Raw genomic sequence first — 20,173 nt, forward strand, 5'->3', positions numbered from 1 at the left:
TCTCAGCCGGGCCGCGGGTCAGGCGTCAGGGCGGAGGGCGATCACGCCCGCGTCCTTGTACAGCTCCGGAGTGAGGGTCAGCACGACGCGACCCTCGGGCTGCTCCCGCGTGGGGCGTGCGGCATGGATCGCCTGCGACGCGGACCAGCCGTAACCGTCCTCCGCCAGCCGTAGTCCCTGTGTCACCGCCTCGGCGTCGAGGGGGACGATGGTCAGGAACCGCCGCGACATCGAGTGTGCCGCAGCCCCCTTGGAGTCGGCCCGACCCCTTCCAGACCTGCGACGGCTGTGAACGGGTCTTTCGGGCCGCTCACCCCGGCCGTTGCCGTGACTGCCGGGCGGCCCCCGAGGGTGCCGGCGGGGTCGCCCGCGCGGCCTGAGCCCGGGGCCGGTCCACGGGCGTTGACAGGTGATCGGCGGGTGCGTGTAATGGGGACGGTGCCGCGTGGCGCCGGTCAAAGAGCAGTGGGCCGGCCGGCGATCGGGCGAGCGCCCTTCACCCAAGGGGTACGTGATGAGTTCCCACTCCGCGCCCTGACACGACGTAGCGCGTCCGCACGTCGTCGATCCTCTTCTCCCTTCACCCTTTTCCGGCACCGTGCCGCGCGTCGCGGCCCGCCGCCTTGGAGACAACGCACCGTATGCCCACGTCTGTCCAGTCTTTCCAGCAGTCCGTCATCGACGAGTCCGCGCCAACGGAGGGAAGGTCGGCGGTCCCTTCGAGGGGAGTGACCTGCTCCTGCTGACGACCACCGGCGCCAGGTCGGGAGCCCGGCGGACCACCCCGCTCGGTTACGTCCGCCACGGGGACGCCCTCCTGGTCGTGGGGTCCAACCTGGGTGGGCCGCGCCACCCCGGCTGGTACCACAACCTGCTCGCCCACCCCGTGGTCCGGGTGGAGGTCGGCACCCGGTCCTTCGAGGCCCTCGCCGTGCCCGTCGAGGGGGCGCGGCGTGAGGAGTTGTTCGCGCTCGTCGTGCGGGCGGCGCCCGGTTACGGCGACTACCAGGCCGCGACCAGCAGGCTTCTGCCGGTCGTGGTGCTGGAACGGGCGGAGCCCGAGGGGTGGGAGGGGCCGGGCGAGGTCCGCACCCTCGCCGACAAGCTCCTGGAGGTCCACACCTGGCTGCGGGGGCAGTTGCGGCAGGTACGGGCCGAGACCGACGCGCACTTCGCGTCCCGGGGTGCCGGTGCGCCGCCGGGGCTCGGGTTGCAGATCCGGCAGCGCTGCCTGGCGTTCTGCCAGGCGCTGGAGTTCCACCACGTCAGCGAGGACGGGCACCTGTTCCCCGAAATCGCCCGGCACCACCCCCACCTGGCGGGCGTCTTCGACCGGCTCGCCGACGAACACCGTACGGTCGCCCGTCTCCAGGACGATGTGGCGATGCTGTTGGCTGGTATCGCCATTGCCGATCCGTCGCGCTTCCGGACGGACCTCGAGGAGATGTCCGCACAGCTGAACGCCCACTTGGACTACGAGGAGGAGGCCCTGCTCCCGTTGCTGGCCGACGTGCCGTGGCCGCCGGTCGGGCCCACTGCCGCGCCCTAGTGGTGCCAGGCCTCGCCGCCCGTGTTGTGGATGAAGCGCTGGAGCACCTTCAGGGTGGTCAGGTACTCCTCGTCGGAGATGCCGGCGTGGCGCTGCGTCCACAGGTCGGACTGGAGGGCTGCCGCCTTCTCGTAGAAGGCGCGGCCCTCGGGGGTGAGGGTCAGCCGGCCGTCGGGGTGCTCGGTGATCCAGCCGGCGGTGATGGTCGCGTCGATCTCCGCCTCCATCGCCTGCGGGCCCGTGTCGAGGTAGTTCCGCAGGATGCGGGAGACCTCGTCACGGGTCTTCGGGGTGTCCGCGCGGGCGACCTGGGCCAGGGTCCACCACTGGGGCTGGGTCGTGCCGATCTCGGCGAGGGCCGCCCGGGTGCGGGTGACGACGGCCTTGTAGGCGGCCCAGCTCCAGTAGCCGATGGGCTGCTGGATCAGTTCGGTGTCCGTGTGTGAGTACTCCATGGCGCTGACCGTAGAAGCTGAAGTCTGGTCGAGGTCAATGGGCGTCCGGACCGACTCTCCGTCGGCAAAGGCACGGGCGGGGCGGGCGTAGCGTAGGTGGTATGTCGACGTACGGTTCCTTTCCCGGCACCCGGCCCCGGCGGCTGCGGAGCACCCCTGTCATGCGTCGGATGGTCGCCGAGACCCGGTTGCACCCCGCCGACTTCATCCTCCCCGCCTTCGTGCGCGAGGGCGTGAGCGAGCCGGTGCCGATCGAGGCGATGCCCGGCGTCGTGCAGCACACCCGGGACACCCTGAAGAAGGCCGCCGCGGAGGCGGTCGAGGCGGGGATCTCCGGGATCATGCTGTTCGGCGTGCCGGAGGAGGCCAAGAAGGACGCCCTCGGCACCGCCGGGACCGACCCGGACGGGATTCTGCAGGTCGCCCTGCGGGACGTGCGGGCCGAGGTCGGGGACGAGCTGCTCGTCATGTCCGACCTGTGCCTCGACGAGTTCACCGACCACGGGCACTGCGGTGTGCTCGACGCTCAGGGGCGGGTGGACAACGACGCCACGCTCGAGCGGTACGCCGAGATGGCGCAGGTCCAGGCCGACGCCGGCGCCCATGTGGTCGGGCCCAGCGGGATGATGGACGGGCAGATCGGGGTCGTCCGCGACGCGCTGGACCAGATCGGGCGGGAGGACGTCGCCGTCCTCGCCTACACCGTCAAGTACGCGTCCGCCTTCTACGGGCCGTTCCGGGAGGCCGTCGGGTCCTCGCTGAAGGGTGACCGCAAGACCTACCAGCAGGACACCGCCAACGTGCGGGACGCGATGCGGGAGCTGGCCCTCGACCTGGAGGAGGGCGCCGACATGGTGATGGTCAAGCCGGCCGGTCCCTACCTCGACGTCCTGGCCAAGGTCGCCGACACCGCGGACGTGCCCGTCGCCGCCTACCAGATCTCCGGCGAGTACTCGATGATCGAGGCCGCCGCCGAGAAGGGCTGGATCGACCGTGACCGGGCCATCCTGGAGTCGCTCACCGGCATCAAGCGGGCCGGTGCGCGCAACATCCTGACCTACTGGGCCACCGAGGTCGCTCGCACGCTGCGCTGAGTGACCTCGCCCGGTGCTTCGCGCAGGGGGTACGGGCACCCCTTCAGTGCGAGAGGGCCCCGTCGATGCTGGTCTGCCAGTAGGTGACCGTCAGCGCGGTGTCGACGTACACGCCGCCGGAGGGCAGGCCGACCGTGGCGACGGAGCCGTCCTCGAAGGGGATGGTGAGGGTGTTCGTCTCGTAGCCGTTCTCGCCGCTGCCGTCGCCGGCCGACAGCAGTACCCCGGCGTAGCCGGACTTGCCGGGCTCGACCCCGGTCAGTGACTGCGGCTTGGTGGCCTCCGCGACCGGCGGCACCGACTGTGCCTCGCCGAAGCGCGCCGCCGGGTACGGCGGGAGCATGCACGTCTTCGAGCCGGTGTTGGTGGCGGTCAGCAGCAGGTGGTTGATCGGGCGGGCCACCTTCTGCGCGGTGATCTTCACGTCCGACGCGGAGCACATGCCCGGCTTGGTGGAGTCCGACCCGGCGCCGCCGTCCTGGGCGCCGGCGCCGCCGCTACCGGTCGAGCCGGCGGAGCCGGAGGAGGAGCCGCCCTTGCCGCTGGAGCCGGAGGAAGCGGCAGAGCCGGAGGAACCGGTGGAGCCGGACGAGCCCGTGCCCGTTCCCGTCGCGCCGGGCGTGCCCGTGTCGCCGCCCGTGGAGGCGGAGGCGCCGGCGGGTGGGGTGGACTGGCCCGCGACCGTCGTGGAGGAGGCCGGGCCGCCCTCGGCGCCCGTGAGCGAGTCGTCCTCGCAGGCCGTCAGGGCGAGTGCGGCCAGCGCGACCGTGGCGGCGGCGAACAGGCGGGTGCGGGTGGTGCGTGCGGACATGACTGGGCTCCTGCAAGGGGGAGTTCGGGTGAGCCGCTCGACTGTCGGCCGGGAGCGGCTGCTTGGATGACCTCAGCTTGGGGCCGGAGTCGTCCCTGTGGCCAGCAGTGCCGGGGGATGCGGGACAATGGGACGGGGGGATGGCTCTGACCTGGAGAAACGGTGTCCCGCTGGGACGCGGTGCGGGGACACGGGAAGAGGGAGAATCGGGTGGTGGGGGACGACTTCGCGGGACTGCTGCGTGAGTTGAAGGAGCGGTCCGGTCTTAGCTACGGGGCATTGGGCAAGCGGCTGCACATGAGTGCGTCGACACTCCACCGGTACGTCAGCGGGGAGGTCGTGCCCGTCGAGTTCGCGCCCGTCGAACGCCTCGCCCGGGTGTGCCGGGCCACGCCCGAGGAACTGCTCGAACTCCATCGCCGCTGGATCCGCGCGGACGCGCTGCGCGGCGTGAAGAAGGCGGAGGAGAAGGCGGAGGAGAAGGCGGAGGGCAAGGCAGAGGAGAAGGCAGAGGGCAAGGCGGAGGCGGGGGAGACTGCCGCCGCGCCCGAGGCCGCCGACGTGGCCACGGTCGCCGTCGCGGCGGAGGACGCGCCATCGGCGGCGCAGGCACCGGGGGCGCAGGCACCGGAGGCGCCGGAAGTACCCGACGTGCCGGACATACCGGGCGTATCGGGTGTACCGGACGTACCCGAGGTGTCGAACGCATCGGTGGCGGCGGGCGCATCGGAGGCACCGCGGCGCCGGATGCCACGTGCCGCGTGGTACGCCGCGACGGGTGTCGTCGCCGTCAGCGCCGCCGTGGCGCTCGTGGCGAATCTCGTGACGGGGACGGGCACGGGCGACGACGGACAGCGCGGTCCGGCCGGGGCCGTCGGGGCGGCAGCGTCCCCCTCCACGTCGGTCTCCGGCACCGCCACGCGGTCGGCATCCCCGAGTGCGAGCGCCTCTCCTTCGCCGTCGTCCGCCTCCCCGACCACGTCAGCCTCCGCCTCCGCCTCCGCCTCCGCGCCCCTGACGCGTCGGAGCACCGCCAAGCCGAGCCATCGCGCCCCCGCCAGTGGTCCCGCGCTCACCGTGACGACCACCCCGTACTACTGGGAGGTTCCCTGCGAACACGCCTTCCTGGTCGACCGCAGTCCGCAGAACGTGCTGCCCCCGCCCCCGCAGCAGGACGTGGTCGGCTGGGCCACCGCCTACGGCGCGGTCTCCGCCAACCGGCAGACGGTCTTCCTCACCGTGCAGGGCACCGGCGAGGAGACCGTGGTCATCAAGGACCTGCACGTCCGCGTGGTGAGCCGCGGGCCGGCGCTGGACTGGAACCAGTACGTGATGGGCAACGGCTGCGGTGGCGGGGTGGACACCGCGTCCTTCGACGTCCCGCTCGACCTGGGCAACCCGCTGGCGATGCCGGTGGCGGGGCAGCGGGACTTCCCGTACAGCGTCACCGAGTCCGACCCCGAGGTGTTCCACGTCAAGGCGCACACCAGCGGCCACGACGTCAGCTGGTACCTGGAGCTGGAGTGGTCCAGCGGCGGCCGGCAGGGCGTCATGCGCGTCGACGACCACGGCAAGCCGTTCCGCACCAGCGCGTCGAAGGACACCTCCCCCTACGCTTATCCCCTCGGCAGCAACGCCTGGGAGCGGGTCGAGAGCAACGACTGAGGCGGCGTCGGCGCGCGGGCCCGGTCACCGGGCGCCGACGCCGGGCACCACCAGGCCGGCCGGGGCGCCGGGCAGCCGGCCCGCTTCCACGACGTCTTCCGCGGGCGCGGCCGGGCACCGGCGTTCACCCGCGTGTCCGCATCGCGGAAACCTGCCTGTAGAGGGCACGTACGTCCCTAGGCTGCGCGCATGACCCTGACTGAGACCGTGTCCGCCGACCTCGCGCCCCTGCCCCCGCTCGCCGCGCGGGCCCGGTCGACCGGCGGTTCGCCCGTACGGGACATCCTCGCCGTCACCGCCCGCCCCGAGGTGATCAACTTCGCGGGCGGGCTGCCGGCCCCGGAGCTGTTCGACGCGGAGGGCATCGCCGACGCCTACCGGGCCGTTCTCACCGAGGCGCCCGCGCAGGCGCTCCAGTACTCCACCACCGAGGGCGAACCCGTCCTGCGGGCGGCGCTCGCCGCGCGCACCTCGGTGCGCGGACTGGCCACCGACCCCGAGGACCTCCTCGTCACCACCGGCTCGCAGCAGGCCCTGTCCCTGCTCTCCACCGTGCTGCTCGAACCCGGTGACACCGTCCTCGTCGAGAGCCCCTGCTACCTGGCCGCCCTCCAGGCCTTCGGCTTCGCGGGCGCCCGGGTCGTCGCCGTCCCCGGTGACGAACACGGGATGGACCCGCAGGCGCTGGAGGAACTGGTGGTGCGTGAGCGCCCCAAGCTGCTCTACACCGTCCCCACCTTCCAGAACCCGACCGGGCGCACCATGTCCGCCGCCCGCCGCGCCGCCGTGGCCGAGGTCGCCGGACGGCGCGGGCTGTGGATCGTCGAGGACGACCCGTACGGGGAGCTGCGTTTCGAGGGCGAGCGGGTGCCGTGGATCGCCACCTACGACGGCGCCCGGGACCGCACCGTGCTGCTCGGCTCCTTCTCCAAGGTCATGGCACCCGGTCTGCGCCTCGGCTGGCTGCGGGCGCCCGCCGCGCTGCGCCGGGCCTGCGCGGTGGCCAAGCAGGCCGCCGACCTGCACACCCCGACCGTCAACCAGCTCGCCGCCGCCCGGTACCTGGCCGCCCGGGACCTGGACGCCCACGTCGCGCGCGTCGCCGCCGCCTACGGCGCACGCCGGGACGCCATGCTCGCGGGCCTGCCGGACGCCCTGCCGACGGGGTCGAGCTGGACCCGTCCGGAGGGCGGCATGTTCCTGTGGGCGCGTCTGCCGGAGCGGTACGACACCACGGCCCTGCTCCCCGAGGTGGTCCGGCACGACGTGGCGTACGTCCCCGGCGCTCCCTTCCACGCCGGTGCGCCCGACCGGGCCACCCTGCGGCTGTGCTTCGTCACGCAGACGCCGGACGAGATCGCGGAGGGGCTGCGGAGGCTGAGGGAGGCGCTGCGGGAGGTGTAGGACCCGGCGTAGGTACCGGCGTAGGTCCCGGCGTAGGACCAAAGGCCGAGGGCAGGGCGTCGCACCCCTCACATACGGTGAGGTCATGTCTGACAGCGCACGGACGACGACGCCCTTCGACCTCGACGCCTACCTCGACCGGATCGGCTGGCAGGGGGAGCGGCGGCCCGACGCGGCCACGCTGAAGGGTGTGCACCTCGCCCATCTGAGGGCCATTCCGTTCGAGAACCTCGACGCCCTCGGGGGCACGGCGCCCTCCCTCGACCTCGCCGACCTGATGGCCAAGCTGGTCCACGGCCGTCGGCGCGGCGGTTACTGCTACGAGCACAACACCCTGTTCGCGGCGGCCCTGGAAGCGCTGGGCTACCGGGTGACCCGGCTGAACGCGCGGGTCGTCCTGGGCGCGGACCGCTTCGAGGACCGCCCGCGTACGCACATGGCCCTCCAGGTCGAGATCCCCGGCGACCCGCGGCCGTACCTGGCCGACGTCGGTTTCGGAGCCGTCGGCTCCCTGCTGGAGCCGGTGCCGCTGACGGCGGACACGGAGTTCCACGACGCCTCACGCCGGCACCGGCTGGTGCACGTACCGCACGGGGGGCCGCTGGAGATGTGGGTGCTGGAGGCGCACGATCCCCGGGCAGAGACCATGGAGACCACGGGGTCCACGGCGGGCGGCTGGGTGGCGCAGTACGCCTTCACCCTGGAACCGTTCGAGCAGCCCGACTACGAGGTCATCAACTGGCACATCGCCACGAACCCGCGCTCCCCGTTCTCCCGCCGCCCGTACGTCCAGCGTCTCACCGCGGACGGGCACCTCCTGCTCGACGGTGACCGCCTCACCTCGACGCGCGCCGACGGCACGGTCACCGAGCGGAAGGCGACGGACGAGGCGGAGGCCCGCCGGCTGCTGGCGGCGGAGTTCGGCATCGACGTGCCCGAGGGCCTGACGCTACTGGGGTGAGGGCGGCCGGGGCGTGGCGGCCGGGCGCACGCGGGCGTCGACACACTCCCGTTCCCCGTCGGCCGCCGCCGGCCGGAAGCAGGCCCTTACGACGGCCCCGGGGCGGGTCGCGGTCATGTCGGTGTACACGTAGGACTCCGCGTCGACCTCGTCCGCGACCTCCGCGCGGCGGGTCGGGCCGCCCGCCGCCATCTCCAGCCGGTCGCCGACGCGCGTGCCCCACATCCGGGCCCAGCCCGCGCGGCACTGGTCGTTGTAGCGCACCTCCACCCGGGCGCCGGTCGTGGTGCGGTGCGTGGCGAGGGTGTCCGGGCCGGCCCCGCAGACCATGTGCATCGGGTCCTTGCCCTCGCAGGCGGCGCCGCGGCAGCGGGGTCCGGGGGCGGACGGCGCGGACGACGGTGGTTCCTGCCCGCCCTGCCCGTGCGGCAGCAGGAGGAGCGCCGAGGCGACGCCGCCGACGGTGAGCGCACACACCGACACGACCACCGCGGCCAGCCTCCCCCTGCCGGCGGACGACCGCGCCCGCCCGTCCTGCCGCGCGAGGTCCCCGGGCGGCGACGGCCGCGGTGGACCCGCTTCGGCAGGTGCGGCGGCGGGCCGGGCCGCGCGCCCGCTCCACTCCGACTCCGCGATCTCCCACAGCGCCAGCAGCCGCCCGTCCGGCTCCCCGGCGAGCCGGCACAGGTCCTGCACGGCCTGGCGCGGCGGCATGGTCTTGCCGTTGAGGTAGCGCTCCCAGGACGACTTGCTGTACGCCGTGCGCTCCGCCAGCGCCGCCAGGCTCAGACCCGTGCGCGTCCGCAACTCCCGCAGTGCCGTGGTCAGCCGGGTGCGTTCCGGCGTCACGTCGGCGCCGTCTCCCGCAGGGACCTCCAGGTGTGCGGGCCGATGATGCCGTCCACGACCAGCCCGTCCCGCGTCTGGATCCGCTTGACCGCGCGCTGCGTCAGCGGGCCGAAGATCCCGTCCACCTCGCCCGGCGAGATGCCCGCACGGCGCAACAGGCACTGCGCCTCGGCCACCTCCGGCCCGGCGTGGCCGTCCGACAGGATGGCGTCCTGCGTCCGGCTGTTGCCCGCGTACCAGCGGCCGTCGACCTGCTTCATCCGGCACGTGTAGGTGACCGGCGAGCGGGACGCCGCCGTGGTGGCCGGGGCGTGCGCGGCGGTCGCGGCGGGACCGCCGCTGTGGCCGGGGCCGTGGTCGCCCTCGTCGGAGCCGGGGGCGCCGGTGAACCGCACGGCGAGCAGGATGCTCGCGGAGACGGCCAGTACCAGGGCGACCGCGGCCGTCACGAGGGCGAAGCGCGTCGGACGCCGCCGGGTCTTCTCGCTCCCGGGCGCGGGCTCGGCCACCGTGGTCTCCGGCTCGGCGGGCACGGCGCCGCGTGTCCGCGCCCAGCGCTCGGCGGCGACCTCGTGCAGTGCCAGCAGCCGGGCCGGCTCGGCACCGGTGACCCGGGCCATCGCCTCGACGGCCTCCCGGGGCGGCAGCGACCGGCCGCCGAGATACCGCTCCCACGACTTCGCGCTGTACCCCGTCTTCGCGGCCAGTTGCCGCGTGCTCAGTCCGGTGTGGTCCTTCAGGTGCCGTAATCGCACCACCAACTGGTGGACGCGCGGATCAAGTTCTGCGGGCAGCTCTTTCCAACGCGACATGTTCCCCCACTCGCGTCCGGGCTCGCTGGGCCAGGTCCCCGTTTCCCCGGCATCATTCTGCAACAGCGACCACCGCGCACACCGGACGGCGGTTCACTCACCCGTACGGTATCGGCCAACCCTCCGCCACCCGTCCCGCGGCACCGACTCGGCGGGCGGCGTCCCCGCAGGTCAGCGGGTGGGACGTCCCGTGCATACGTCACTTCCCCGGCACCTGTGGCGGCCGTCGCGTTCGCCCCGGCATCGTCGTCGGCGAACCGACCGCAGCGGTCGGAGCAGCCCATCGGAAGGGAAGAACCCGATGCCCATGAACGCGACGCGCAAGCGCATCTCGCTGGCGGTGGCCACGGCGGCCCTCGGCACCGTCCTCGCCGTCCCGGCCACGGCCGTGGCCGCCGAGCAGGCCACCGACACGGCGGTCTCCGCGCAGGCCTACTCCTGCAACGTGAAGGTCGTCAGCGGAAAGAAGCAGGCCGGCCACTACAGCGGCAACACGGCCGTCCCGGCGTCCAGCACGGTCACCAAGGCGGGCATCGAGGCCCAGTGCATCCTCAAGGGCATGGGGTACCCGACCGGCACGGTGGACGGCATCTTCGGCGGCAACTCCAAGGCCGCGATGCGTGAGTTCCAGAAGGACGTGAACTCGGCCTACGGACGCAAGGTCCTCGACGTGGACGGCCTGCCCGGTCCGAAGTCCTGGCCCTACCTCCGCAAGGTCTGGTAGACCGCCGGCCGGCTGGTGAACGCACCGCGGCCCGTCCTCACTCCGGGGGAGAGGACGGGCCGCGTGCCGTGCCCGGACGCGCAGGGGGTCAGAGCCGCTCGGGCGTCCTGATGCCCAGCAGGGCCATGCCCCGGTGCAGGGTGCGGGCGGTGAGGTCGCACAGGAACAGGCGGTTCTCCGCCACGTCCTGCGGCGGCTGCGGCTTGATCACCGGGCACTTGTCGTAGAACGACGTGAACAGCGAAGCCAGTTGGTACAGGTACGCGGCCAGCTTGTGCGGGGCGTACTCCGCGGCCGCTTCGAAGACCGTGTCCCCGAACGCGTCCAGGTGCAGTCCCAGCGCGCGCTCCGCCTCGTGCAGCTCCAGCTCCGGATGGGCCGCGGGGCGGACCTCGCCGGCCTTGCGGAGGATGGACTGGATACGGGCGTAGGCGTACTGGAGGTACACACTGGTGTCGCCGTTGAGCGAGACCATCTGGTCCAGGTCGAACTTGTAGTCCCGGTTCGGCGACGTCGACAGGTCCGCGTACTTCACGGCCCCGATGCCGACCTGCGCGGCCCGCTCCTGGATCTCGTCCTCGGTGAGGTCCCGTGCCTTCTCCCGTACGACCTCGGCCGCCCGCTGCACCGCCTCGTCCAGCAGGTCCTCCAGGCGCACGGTCTCGCCCGCACGCGTCTTGAAGGGCTTGCCGTCGGCGCCGAGCACGGTGCCGTAGCCCATGTTGTGCGCGGTGACGTCGTCGTTCAGCCAGCCGGCCCGGCGGGCCGTCTCGAAGACCATCCTGAAGTGCAGCGACTGGCGTACGTCGACGACGTACAGCAGCGTGGTCGCGTGCAGGTCGAGGACGCGGTTGCGGATCGCGGTCAGGTCGGAGGCCGCGTAGCCGAAGCCGCCGTCGGCCTTCTGCACGATCAGCGGGACCGGCTGGTCGTCCTTGCCGCGGATCTCGTCGAAGAACACCACGAGCGCGCCCTCGGAGCGCACCGCGACGCCCATCTCCTCCAGGAGGCGGGCGGTCTCGGGCATCCCCTCGTTGTACGCGGACTCGCCGACGATCTCCTCGTCGCGGATCTCCATGTCGAGCTTCTCGAAGACTGAGTAGAAGTAGACCTTCGACTCGTCCACGAACTGCTGCCACAGCTCGAGCGTCTCCTTGTCACCGGACTGGAGGGCGACGACCCGCCCCCGGGCCCGCTCCTTGAACTCCTCGTCCGCGTCGAAGAGCGCACGCGACGCCTTGTACACCCGGTTCAGGTTCGACATGGCCTGCTCGCCGTCGACCTCATCGGCCGGGGCAAGCTCGCCCGGGTGCTCGAACAGGTACTGGATGAGCATGCCGAACTGGGTGCCCCAGTCGCCGATGTGGTGCCGGCCGATCGTCTTCTCGCCGGTGAAGTCGAGCATGGAGCGCAGGGCGTCGCCGATGACCGCCGACCGCAGGTGGCCGACGTGCATCTCCTTCGCCACGTTCGGCTGGGCGTAGTCGACGACCGTGATGCCCGCGTCCTCCTTCAGCGGCACGCCGAGGCGCTCACCGTCCGCGAGCCGCGCGGCGAGGTTCCGCGTAATCGCGTGATCGCTGACGGTGATGTTCAGGAAGCCGGGCCCGGAGACCTCGACGTCCTTGATCAGGTCGCCGGTCGTGATCCCCGCGACGACCTCGGTCGCCAGCTCCCGCGGGTTGGCCTTCGCCTTCTTGGCCAGGGCGAGGATGCCGTTGGCCTGGTAGTCCGCCCGGTCGCTTCGTCGCAGCAGCGGGTCCGCGCCGGCGGCCTCCGGCCGGGTGGCCGTGATGGCGGACGCGAGGTGCTGCTGGACGGAGTCGCTGAGGGACGTGACCGAGGCCATGGAGTGGCTGCCGTTCTGCTCGGGTTCCGGGAGTACTACGGAAACCGAGTATCCCACGCGGTGAAAAGCGGTTTTCGCGGATGCGGGCCGGGCTGGGAGAATGGAGCGGTCAGCCGTGCGACCGTACCGGCCGCCCGAGCTGTACTCCAGGAAACTCCAGGAAACTCCAGGGAAAGAGGACGTGCCGATCGTGGCTCAGAGCACAGAGACCACCGACTGGGTCTCCCGTTTCGCGGACGAGGTCATCGCCGAGTCGGAGCGTCGTGCCTCGGGCGCGAAAACACCGGACGCCACCGCTCCGGTCGTCGTCGCGTCCGGCCTCTCCCCCTCCGGGCCCATCCACCTGGGCAACCTGCGCGAGGTCATGACCCCGCACCTGGTCGCCGACGAGATCCGCCGCCGGGGCCACCGGGTCCGGCACCTGATCTCCTGGGACGACTACGACCGGTACCGCAAGGTGCCGGCGGGCGTCCCCGGTGTCGACGAGACCTGGGCCGAGCACATCGGCAAGCCGCTGACCTCCGTCCCGGCCCCCAAGGGCTCCGCCCACCCGAACTGGGCGGAGCACTTCAAGGCCGCGATGATCGAGTCGCTGGCCGAACTGGGCGTCGAGTTCGACGGGATCAGCCAGACCGCGCAGTACACCTCCGGCGTCTACCGCGAGCAGATCCTGCACGCCATGAAGCATCGGCAGGACATCGACGCGATCCTCGCCCAGTACCGCACCAAGAAGGCGGCCCCGGCGAAGAAGCAGCAGCAGAAGCCCGTCGACGAGGCCGAGCTGGAGGCCGCCGAGGGCTCCGGCGCCGCCGCCGAGGACGACGGCAGCTCCGGCTCCGCCGGGTACTTCCCGTACAAGCCGTACTGCGGCAACTGCGAGAAGGACCTGACGACGGTCACCGCGTACGACGACGACTCGACCGAGCTGACGTACGCCTGCACCGCGTGCGGCTTCTCCGAGACGGTCCGGCTCAGTGAGTTCAACCGCGGCAAGCTGGTCTGGAAGGTCGACTGGCCGATGCGGTGGGCGTACGAGGGCGTCGTCTTCGAGCCCAGCGGCGTCGACCACTCCTCGCCCGGGTCGTCGTTCCAGGTCGGCGGGCAGATCGTCGGGATCTTCGGCGGCAAGCAGCCGATCGGCCCGATGTACGCCTTCGTCGGCATCAGCGGCATGGCGAAGATGTCCTCGTCGAAGGGCGGGGTGCCCACCCCGGCCGACGCGCTGCAGATCATGGAGCCGCAGCTCCTGCGCTGGCTCTACGCCCGCCGCCGGCCCAACCAGTCGTTCAAGATCGCCTTCGACCAGGAGATCCAGCGGCTCTACGACGAGTGGGACCGCCTCGACGCCAAGGTCGCCGACGGCAGCGCGCTGCCCGCCGACGCCGCCGCCCACGCGCGCGCCGTGCGCACGGCCGCCGGGGAACTGCCCCGGACGCCCAGGCCGCTGCCCTACCGCACGCTCGCCTCCGTCGCCGACATCACCGCCGGCCACGAGGACCAGGCCCTGCGCATCCTCAGCGAGCTCGACCCGGCCAACCCGCTGGGCTCCCTGGGCGAGGCCCGGCCGCGCTACGACAAGGCCGAGGCGTGGATCAACACCCACGTCCCCGCCGACCAGCGCACCATCGTGCGCGAGGAGCCCGACGCCGAGCTGCTGAAGTCCCTCGACGAGCCGTCCCGGCAGTCCCTGCGGCTGCTGCTCGACGGACTCGCCGACCACTGGTCGCTCGACGGGCTCACCCACCTCGTCTACGGCGTGCCCAAGGTCCAGGCCGGCTTCCCCGCCGACGCCACGCCCAAGGAGCTGCCGCCGGAGATCAAGACCGCCCAGCGGTCGTTCTTCGCGCTGCTCTACCACCTGCTCGTCGGCCGCGACACCGGTCCGCGCCTGCCCACGCTGCTGCTCGCGGTGGGACAGGAGCGGGTGCGGACCCTGCTCGGGGAGTAGACGGCCCGGTACGACGACGGGGGGGCGCCCGGTGTTCACCGGGCGCCCCCCCGTCGTCGTACCGCACGCCGGTCAGGCGATGTGGTTCTCCTCCAGCTCCGCGTTGAACCGGTTGGAGAAGCGGACCACCATGCGCTTGGCCTCCGCGTCCGTGAGCGACGTGCCGTACGTCGCCTCGATGTTCTCGCCGAACTCCCGCGGCGTCGGGAAGCTGTCGTTGATCGACTGCCGGAAGACCTGGTAGTACGCCTCCTCGTCCGGCTCCGCGGCCGGCGTGCCACCGCCGTCACCCAGCTCGCGCGTGCGCCCGGGGACGACCGGGATGGGGAAGCTGCCGGTCTCCTCCGGGGAGGGCTCCTCGACGGGCGGCTCCTCCTCGTACTGGTTCCGGTACTCGTCGGCCTGCTGCTGCTCCTCGTACCACTGGGCGTACTGCTCGGCCGGGTCGTACGTGGGGTCGTAGTCGCCCTGGTACGCGACTTGGCGGGGGGTGTTGAACCAGGGGCTCTGGTCGTCGGGCTCGGGCTCCGCCTCCGGCTCGTGCGGGGGCGGGGCCGCCTCGCGGGCCGGGGCCAGCTCGGGACGCTTGTCCGCCCCGTCGACGGCCCCCGCCGCCGGTCCCGCCGCGGGGGCCATCGACGGGGCGGGCGCCTCGTCCTGCGGCTGCGGCGCCGGTGGCAGCAGCGCCGGCTCGATGCCCGCCGCGGCCAGGCCGGCCGGGGCCGTCTGGGCGAGGGGGACGCCGTAGCGGGCCAGCCGCAGCGGCATCAGGGACTCCACCGGGGCCTTGCGGCGCCAGCCGCGGCCGAAGCGGGAGCGCAGGCGGGCCTGGTAGACCAGGCGCTCCTGCTCCAGCTTGATCACCTGCTCGTAGGAGCGCAGCTCCCACAGCTTCATCCGGCGCCACAGGAGGAACGTGGGCCCCGGGGAGAGCAGCCAGCGGGTGAGGCGGACGCCCTCCATGTGCTTGTCGGCGGTGATGTCGGCGATCCGGCCGATGGCGTGCCGGGCGGCCTCGACGGACACCACGAACAGGACCGGGATCACCCCGTGCATGCCGACCCCCAGCGGGTCGGGCCAGGCCGCCGCACCGTTGAACGCGATCGTCGCCGCCGTCAGCAGCCACGCCGTCTGGCGCAGCAGCGGGAACGGGATGCGGATCCAGGTCAGCAGCAGGTCTAGGGCCAGCAGTACGCAGATGCCCGCGTCGATGCCGATCGGGAACACGTAACTGAAGTCGCCGAAGCCCTTCTTGAGGGCCAGCTCACGGACGGCCGCGTACGAACCCGCGAAGCCGATCCCGGCGATGATGACGGCACCGAAGACGACCATGCCGATGAGAACGCGATGCGTCCGGGTCAGCTCTAGTGGCGCGGCCACCCGTACTCCCCTCCCAGTGCCTGTTGTTGCGCGCAACAGGGTGGCACATGTGTGCGGGGGGACGGGTGGCCGGTGGGGCGATACGGCCCGTCAGCTCGTCTTCGACGACGACTTGGGCGACTTGGACGACTTCGAGGAGTCGGCGTCCGAGTCCGAGCCGGACCCCGAGCCCAGGTCCGAACCCGAGCCCGACGCAGACTTGGACGGCGAGGTGCTCGTCGCACCGCCGTTGGCCTTCGTCACCGCGGCCACCGCCTCCTTGGCCGCCTTCTGCGCGTCCTTCACCAGGTCGTCGGCGTCCGGCGTCTTGTCGCCGGCCAGGCCCGCGCCGTTGTAGTCGAGGGTGACGACGACGTTCTCGACGCGCGCCACGACCGTCTGCTGCTTGAAGGTGCCTTCCTTCTTCTTCAGGTCGTAGCTCACGACCGCCGCCTCGTCACCCGTGCCGCTCACCGGCGTGGTCTTGACGCTCTTGGCGCCCTGGGCGGTCTGGGCGTCCTGGAGCTGCTTCATGTAGTGGTCCCGCGCCTGCTTGTCGCCCGCGCCGCGCGTCACGTCCGACTCGAAGCGCAGCATGGACACGCTCAGCCAGCGGAACTGCGAGCCCTTCACGCCGTTGTCGTCGAGGCTGTCCCAGGAGCAACCGGCGCGCGTCGCCGTGTCGTTCGAGGTGCTCTCCTTGCCGGACTCGGCCTTCGGCACCAGGTCTTCCAGCGTCTTCTTGGTCACCGTCGCACACGGCTCCGGAAGCTTCCCGTACGCCGCCGGCCGCACCGTCGGGGACGGGCTCGCGGACGCCGACGCGGTGCTCTTCTCCGCGGCCTTGTCCTTGCCGTCTCCGGAGTCCGAGGAGCAGCCGGCTGCCACCAGCATCACGGGTACGGCTGCCGCGCAGACAAGAACGCGGGGGAGTCGCTTCGCTCGCTGATCCGAGTTGTCACGCTGGGCTCGTCGCTGCATGGTTCCTTCACTCATGGCACTCGTGGTTCCTGCGGTCGGAACGGGTCCGAGGGGTCACGGTACGCGGTGGGAAAACCGCGCGGCTCCCCTTCACCCGCCGCACGCGCGGGCGCGGGGAGACCGGGCGGAGCTCAACCGCTCAGTGAATCCGCCAGCTGGGAGGCCAGTTTCCGCGCCATGTCCTGCATTTCCTTGCTGTCGGGCTCGACACCGAGCGTCGCCGGCTGCTCCGCGTACTCGATGGTCACCACCACGTTCGACGTGCGGAACACCACAGTCACCGTGCGCCGCTTCGCCGTGGAGCCGGAGTTGCTCAGCTCGTCGTCCACGAACGCCTCGTCGCCCAGATCGTCCAGGAGCCGCGGCTGGAGGTCGGTGGGGGTGAGACCGGCGGACGGACTCGACGAGGCAGTGGCCGACGACGGGGAGCCGGAGGCCGGCGCGGACGGTGTGCCGCTCGCCCCGGAGGTCGCCGTACCCGAGGACGGCGTACCCGAGGACGGCGTACCCGAGGACGGCGTACCCGAGGACGGCGTACCCGAGGACGGTGTACCCGACGGGGACCCGGCCTCCGACGACGACGCGGACGCCGGGTCCGGGACGACCGGCGCGGGCAGGTCGGCGGCCTCCACCCGCTCCGCGAACAACTGCTCGGCCTGGCTGTCGTCGCTCACGGTGTTGTCGTACGACACCACCCGCTCGAAGTCGGCGAAGAGGTGATGGGTGGCCTCCGCCGACTCCACCTTCCAGCGGCAGCCGACCTTGCGGTCGGTGTCGTACGCCAGCGTCGCCTCGCCCGCGTACGCCTTCGCGCGCTGCTCCTCGTCCGGGATCTCCTTGATGCCGGGCAGCAGGGAGTCGAGCGTCTTGTCGCCGACCGCGCTGCACGGCTCCGGCAGGGTGCGGTACTTGCCGGGCCGGGCCGCCTCGGCCGCGACGCCCGGCCGCCCCGGGTTGGAGTCGTCGGCCGTGGCGCCGTCGCCCGAGCCGCCGGTGCAGCCGGCCAGCAACGCCGCCAAGAGGGCGGCGACGCCGGGTACGTAGGCCTTCCGCTGCACGGTGCGGCTCCTCTCGCCGGTGTGGCTGTGGTCGGTACTCCAGTGTCCCCGCTGGTTATTCGCTTGCCGCGCGGGGGCGCCCCCTGCAGACAATGTGTATCGCACGCGCTGCCGTGAACGCCGGTCAGTTGTCCTTTTGGTTGACCTTGGCGCCGGTTTTGCGCTTCGAGACTTCTGTTTGCTTTCCGGGGGAATGAGGGCGATATGTCGTACGTGGAGATGCCGGGCGCGAAGGTGCCGATCCGGATGTGGACCGACCCGGCGACGGTCGAGGACGTGGCCCTGCAGCAGCTGCGCAACGTCGCGACCCTGCCGTGGATCAAGGGCCTGGCCGTGATGCCGGACGTGCACTACGGCAAGGGCGCGACGGTCGGGTCCGTGATCGCGATGCAGGGCGCGGTGTGCCCGGCGGCGGTGGGCGTGGACATCGGCTGCGGGATGTCTGCGGTGAAGACGTCCCTGACGGCGAACGACCTGCCGGGCGACCTGTCGCGGCTGCGCTCGAAGATCGAGCAGGCGATTCCGGTGGGGCGGGGCATGCACGACAGCCCCCTCGATCCGGGCCGCTTCCACGGGTTGGCGACCGCCGGGTGGGACGACTTCTGGGGGCGGTTCGACGGGGTGGCGGAGGCGGTCAGGTTCCGGCGGGAGCGGGCGGCCAAGCAGATGGGTACGCTTGGCGCCGGGAATCACTTTGTTGAGCTCTGTGTGGATACGTCCGACGCGGTCTGGCTCATGCTCCACTCCGGTTCCCGCAACATCGGCAAGGAACTGGCCGAGCACCACATCGGCGTCGCCCAGAAGCTCCCGCACAACCAAGGGCTGGTCGACCGCGACCTCGCCGTGTTCGTCGCGGACACTCCGCAGATGGCGGCGTACCGCAATGACCTGTTCTGGGCCCAGGAGTACGCGAAGTACAACCGCACCCTGATGATGTCCCTCTTCAGGGATGTGATCCGCAAGGAGTTCAAGAAGGCGAAGCCGGCCTTCGAGCGGGAGATCTCCTGCCACCACAACTATGTGGCGGAGGAGCGGTACGACGGCATGGACCTGCTGGTGACCCGCAAGGGCGCGATCCGCGCGGGATCCGGGGACTACGGGATCGTCCCGGGCTCCATGGGCACGGGCTCGTACATCGTCAAGGGCCTCGGCAACGACAAGTCCTTCAACTCCGCCTCCCACGGCGCCGGCCGGCGCATGAGCCGCAACGCCGCCAAGCGCCGCTTCTCCACCAAGGACCTGGAGGAGCAGACGCGTGGCGTGGAGTGCCGCAAGGACTCCGGCGTCGTGGACGAGATCCCGGGTGCCTACAAGCCGATCGACCAGGTCATCGACCAGCAGCGCGACCTCGTGGAGGTCGTGGCGAAGCTGAAGCAGGTCGTCTGCGTGAAGGGCTGACGCGTCGGCCCTACGCCTCCCGGTGGACCTTCGTGTTCGACGCCTGGGCGCGGGGCCGCACGATCATGAGGTCGATGTTGACGTGGGCGGGGCGGGTGACCGCCCACGTGATGGTGTCGGCGACGTCGTCGGCGGTGAGGGGGTCGGTGACGCCCTGGTAGACCCTGGCCGCCTTCTCCTGGTCGCCGCCGAAGCGGGTCAGGGCGAACTCGTCGGTCTTCACCATGCCGGGGGCGATCTCGACGACGCGGACCGGGCGGCCGACGATCTCCAGGCGGAGGGTCTCGGCGAGGACGTGCTCGCCGTGCTTGGCGGCGACGTAGCCCGCGCCGCCCTCGTAGGTGGCGAAGCCGGCGGTCGAGGAGACGACGACGACGGTGCCGTCGCCGCTCGCCTCCAGCTTGGGGAGCAGGGCCTGGGTGAGGTTGAGGGTGCCGATGACGTTCGTCTCGTACATGCGGCGCCAGTCGTCCGGGTCGCCGGTGGCCACCGGGTCGGCGCCGAGCGCGCCGCCCGCGTTGTTCACGAGGACGCCGACCGTCTTGAAGGCGGTGGCGAACTCGTCGACGGCCGCGCGGTCGGTGACGTCCAGGGGGTACGCCGTCGCCTTGTGCCCGGCCGCCTGGATCTCCTCGGCGAGTGCCTCGATGCGGTCCTTGCGGCGGGCGGTGAGGACGACGCGGTATCCCGCGGCGGCGAGCTGCCGGGCCGTGGCGGCGCCGATGCCGCTGCTCGCACCGGTGACGACGGCGATCCTGGAGGCGGCGGACGGGGCGGCTGCGGTGGCCATGGGCTGCTCCTGATGCGTGCTGAGGGCGGTGCGGACGGTCGCCGCCCAGGGTAGTCAGCCGCCGTTGCGCGGCGCCCACATGATCACGGCCATCCCGGCCAGGCAGACCAGGGCACCGGTGATGTCCCAGCGGTCCGGGCGGTAGCCGTCGGCGACCACGCCCCACAGGATCGAGCCGGCCACGAAGATCCCGCCGTACGCGGCGAGGATGCGGCCGAAGTGGGCGTCGGGCTGGAAGGTGGCGACGAAGCCGTAGGCGCCGAGGGCGAGGACGCCGCCGGTGGCCCACAGCCAGCCGCGCTGTTCGCGAACGCCCTGCCAGACCAGCCAGGCGCCGCCGATCTCGAAGAGGGCGGCGACGACGAACAGGGCGGCGGAGCGCAGGACGAGCATGCGGGCAGCTTCGCACGGTGGGGGTGCGGGCCGGGGCAGGAGGGACGGGGTTCGGAACCGGGCAGGGGGGGCG

The 20,173-nt window shown here is 72.0% G+C and carries 18 protein-coding genes and 1 pseudogene; 8 read left to right on the top strand and 11 right to left on the bottom strand.

The window, feature by feature from the left end; translation table 11 throughout:
• Positions 1-18 precede the first annotated feature (18 nt).
• Positions 19-231, bottom strand: coding sequence for a hypothetical protein (locus KUM32_RS00090; protein WP_217139630.1), 213 nt, complete (start codon positions 229-231; stop codon positions 19-21).
• Positions 232-641: 410 nt separating this feature from the next.
• Here KUM32_RS00090 and KUM32_RS00095 point away from each other — a divergent pair.
• Positions 642-1,549 (top strand): annotated as a pseudogene (locus KUM32_RS00095) (nitroreductase/quinone reductase family protein).
• Here the strand turns inward: KUM32_RS00095 and KUM32_RS00100 are convergent.
• The gene (locus KUM32_RS00100) at positions 1,546-2,004 is read right to left on the bottom strand and encodes a MarR family winged helix-turn-helix transcriptional regulator (protein WP_217139631.1); all 459 of its coding nucleotides are present in this window, start codon (positions 2,002-2,004) and stop codon (positions 1,546-1,548) included. The pseudogene KUM32_RS00095 and the gene KUM32_RS00100 overlap by 4 nt on opposite strands.
• A gap of 101 nt (positions 2,005-2,105) precedes the next feature.
• On the opposite strand from KUM32_RS00100, the gene hemB reads away from it, so the two are divergent.
• Entirely contained in the window at positions 2,106-3,098 is a 993-nt protein-coding gene (gene hemB / locus KUM32_RS00105; protein ID WP_217139632.1) for a porphobilinogen synthase, read from the top strand.
• A gap of 43 nt (positions 3,099-3,141) precedes the next feature.
• Here the strand turns inward: hemB and KUM32_RS00110 are convergent, their stop codons facing one another.
• Positions 3,142-3,909: a DUF4232 domain-containing protein gene (locus tag KUM32_RS00110; RefSeq protein ID WP_217139633.1), complete on the bottom strand. Its 768-nt coding sequence runs from the start codon at positions 3,907-3,909 to the stop codon at positions 3,142-3,144.
• A 210-nt stretch (positions 3,910-4,119) separates the two neighbouring features.
• On the opposite strand from KUM32_RS00110, the gene KUM32_RS00115 reads away from it, so the two are divergent.
• The 3 genes from KUM32_RS00115 to KUM32_RS00125 all read left to right on the top strand — a co-directional run bounded on the left by KUM32_RS00115 (position 4,120) and on the right by KUM32_RS00125 (position 7,939).
• On the top strand, positions 4,120-5,574 hold the full coding sequence (locus KUM32_RS00115; RefSeq protein WP_217139634.1) for a helix-turn-helix transcriptional regulator: 1,455 nt from the start codon (positions 4,120-4,122) through the stop codon (positions 5,572-5,574).
• A gap of 189 nt (positions 5,575-5,763) precedes the next feature.
• The gene (locus KUM32_RS00120; protein ID WP_217139635.1) at positions 5,764-6,978 is read left to right on the top strand and encodes a PLP-dependent aminotransferase family protein; all 1,215 of its coding nucleotides are present in this window, start codon (positions 5,764-5,766) and stop codon (positions 6,976-6,978) included.
• Positions 6,979-7,063: 85 nt separating this feature from the next.
• A complete protein-coding gene (locus tag KUM32_RS00125) occupies positions 7,064-7,939 on the top strand; it encodes an arylamine N-acetyltransferase (RefSeq protein ID WP_217139636.1) in 876 nt (291 codons plus the stop codon).
• Here KUM32_RS00125 and KUM32_RS00130 read toward each other — a convergent pair.
• Together KUM32_RS00130 and KUM32_RS00135 are read right to left on the bottom strand one after the other, a co-directional pair.
• Complete coding sequence (locus KUM32_RS00130) at positions 7,928-8,788, bottom strand: helix-turn-helix domain-containing protein (RefSeq protein ID WP_217139637.1); 861 nt, start codon at positions 8,786-8,788, stop codon at positions 7,928-7,930. The genes KUM32_RS00125 and KUM32_RS00130 overlap by 12 nt on opposite strands.
• Positions 8,785-9,600, bottom strand: a complete 816-nt coding sequence (locus tag KUM32_RS00135; RefSeq protein WP_217139638.1) for a peptidoglycan-binding protein — start codon at positions 9,598-9,600, stop codon at positions 8,785-8,787. Before KUM32_RS00135 ends, KUM32_RS00130 begins: the two co-directional genes overlap by 4 nt.
• A 301-nt stretch (positions 9,601-9,901) precedes the next feature.
• Here KUM32_RS00135 and KUM32_RS00140 point away from each other — a divergent pair, with 301 nt between their 5' ends.
• Complete coding sequence (locus tag KUM32_RS00140; protein WP_217139639.1) at positions 9,902-10,324, top strand: peptidoglycan-binding protein; 423 nt, start codon at positions 9,902-9,904, stop codon at positions 10,322-10,324.
• An 88-nt stretch (positions 10,325-10,412) separates the two neighbouring features.
• Here KUM32_RS00140 and argS read toward each other — a convergent pair whose 3' ends face one another.
• Positions 10,413-12,173, bottom strand: coding sequence for an arginine--tRNA ligase (gene argS / locus KUM32_RS00145; protein WP_217139647.1), 1,761 nt, complete (start codon positions 12,171-12,173; stop codon positions 10,413-10,415).
• 181 nt (positions 12,174-12,354) lie between these two features.
• Between argS and lysS the strand changes: the two genes are divergently transcribed.
• A complete protein-coding gene (gene lysS / locus KUM32_RS00150; RefSeq protein ID WP_217139640.1) occupies positions 12,355-14,121 on the top strand; it encodes a lysine--tRNA ligase in 1,767 nt (588 codons plus the stop codon).
• A gap of 72 nt (positions 14,122-14,193) precedes the next feature.
• On the opposite strand, the gene KUM32_RS00155 is transcribed toward lysS, so the two are convergent.
• From KUM32_RS00155 to KUM32_RS00165, 3 genes are all read right to left on the bottom strand, one after another.
• Complete coding sequence (locus KUM32_RS00155; RefSeq protein ID WP_217139641.1) at positions 14,194-15,501, bottom strand: DUF2637 domain-containing protein; 1,308 nt, start codon at positions 15,499-15,501, stop codon at positions 14,194-14,196.
• Positions 15,502-15,591: 90 nt separating this feature from the next.
• Positions 15,592-16,476, bottom strand: coding sequence for a DUF3558 family protein (locus KUM32_RS00160; protein WP_217139642.1), 885 nt, complete (start codon positions 16,474-16,476; stop codon positions 15,592-15,594).
• Between the two features lie 116 nt (positions 16,477-16,592).
• Positions 16,593-17,519 (bottom strand): DUF3558 domain-containing protein, encoded by a 927-nt coding sequence (locus KUM32_RS00165; RefSeq protein ID WP_217139643.1) that lies wholly within the window; start codon positions 17,517-17,519, stop codon positions 16,593-16,595.
• 204 nt (positions 17,520-17,723) lie between these two features.
• Between KUM32_RS00165 and KUM32_RS00170 the strand changes: the two genes are divergently transcribed.
• The gene (locus KUM32_RS00170; RefSeq protein ID WP_217139644.1) at positions 17,724-18,917 is read left to right on the top strand and encodes an RtcB family protein; all 1,194 of its coding nucleotides are present in this window, start codon (positions 17,724-17,726) and stop codon (positions 18,915-18,917) included.
• Between the two features lie 10 nt (positions 18,918-18,927).
• On the opposite strand, the gene KUM32_RS00175 is transcribed toward KUM32_RS00170, so the two are convergent.
• Entirely contained in the window at positions 18,928-19,707 is a 780-nt protein-coding gene (locus tag KUM32_RS00175; protein WP_217139645.1) for an SDR family NAD(P)-dependent oxidoreductase, read from the bottom strand.
• Positions 19,708-19,761: 54 nt separating this feature from the next.
• Positions 19,762-20,100 carry a YnfA family protein gene (locus tag KUM32_RS00180; protein ID WP_043372042.1) on the bottom strand — a complete coding sequence of 113 codons (339 nt, stop codon included), beginning with the start codon at positions 20,098-20,100 and terminating at the stop codon, positions 19,762-19,764.
• Between the last annotated feature and the right edge of the window lie 73 nt (positions 20,101-20,173).

The organism is Streptomyces sp. AC627_RSS907, from assembly GCF_019049165.1.